Genomic DNA, 920 nt, shown 5'->3' on the forward strand with positions numbered 1-920 from the left:
GAAGCTGTTTAGAGTTTTTGATTTTGGTTGAATTTTCGGATAAACAAGGCTGTAAAGGCTAGCAGATGCAGGGCAAGCCAGTGCTGCGCCCTGGTTTCAAAGCGGATGAGCAGGGCCTTGAAACTATCCAACCATGCGTTGGCCTGCTCAATCACAACCCTCCTCTTATAGAGCTCCTCGTCAAAATAGACATACTCGTCACCGCCCTGCCCGTTCCTGGGATTCACGGGAACATTGGCCTCTATCCCCAGTCGCGAGCACTGCACTCTGAACTGCTGCGAATCAAAGCCAGCATCAGCGTTCAGGAACAGGCCCGCCGTCTCAATGCCCGCCTCTTCCAGCAGGCCGCTCAACTGCCCAAGGACATGCTCTATCTCAAATAAGTCATGGCGGGTCCCTGACACAGGGGGGCTGCAGGCGAGCAACACCCCCTGGTTATCTGCCAGGAACAGGCTGTTGCAGGTTCTGGCAGCTTTCCTGCCCTGGTAGCCGATGCATTCACCGCCGTTCTTGCAGATGGTCTGGCTCCCGTCCAGCTGCACGCAGGAGAGGTCCAACAGGCTGCGTTTGCTCTTCAGAAGCTCTACCCAGACTCTCCTGAAGCTGCCGTCCCTGGCCCACTTCCTGAAGTGGTGGTACACCCCCTGCCAGCTCAGGCGCTCGCCGTCGAAGAACTCCTTGGTGGGCAACTCCCGCCACTGGCATCCCGTCTTTAACCTATAGAGGATCGCTGAGACGATGCGGCCACGGGAGACCCTGAGTTTGCTCCCCGTGTTTGCCACGCTCAAATGGGGAAGAATAAACTCATTTATGCTATCTTGGCTTATCGCTTCCATTGAGTTAGGGCTTGGTGAGAAATGTTGTCGCAAACACTTTTACCTCCCTAATTCTTTGGAAGTTATTAAACTCTAAACAGCTTC

1 protein-coding gene is annotated in these 920 nt (G+C 54.5%); it reads right to left on the reverse strand.

Annotation, left to right across the window (positions count from 1 at the left end; all coding sequences use genetic code 11):
• Positions 1-8 precede the first annotated feature (8 nt).
• Positions 9-836: an IS5 family transposase gene (locus A8O25_RS22330; RefSeq protein ID WP_193788629.1), complete on the reverse strand. Its 828-nt coding sequence runs from the start codon at positions 834-836 to the stop codon at positions 9-11.
• Positions 837-920 lie beyond the last annotated feature (84 nt).

Origin of the sequence: Rufibacter ruber (genome assembly GCF_001647275.1) — a bacterium.
Taxonomy (GTDB): domain Bacteria; phylum Bacteroidota; class Bacteroidia; order Cytophagales; family Hymenobacteraceae; genus Nibribacter; species Nibribacter ruber_C.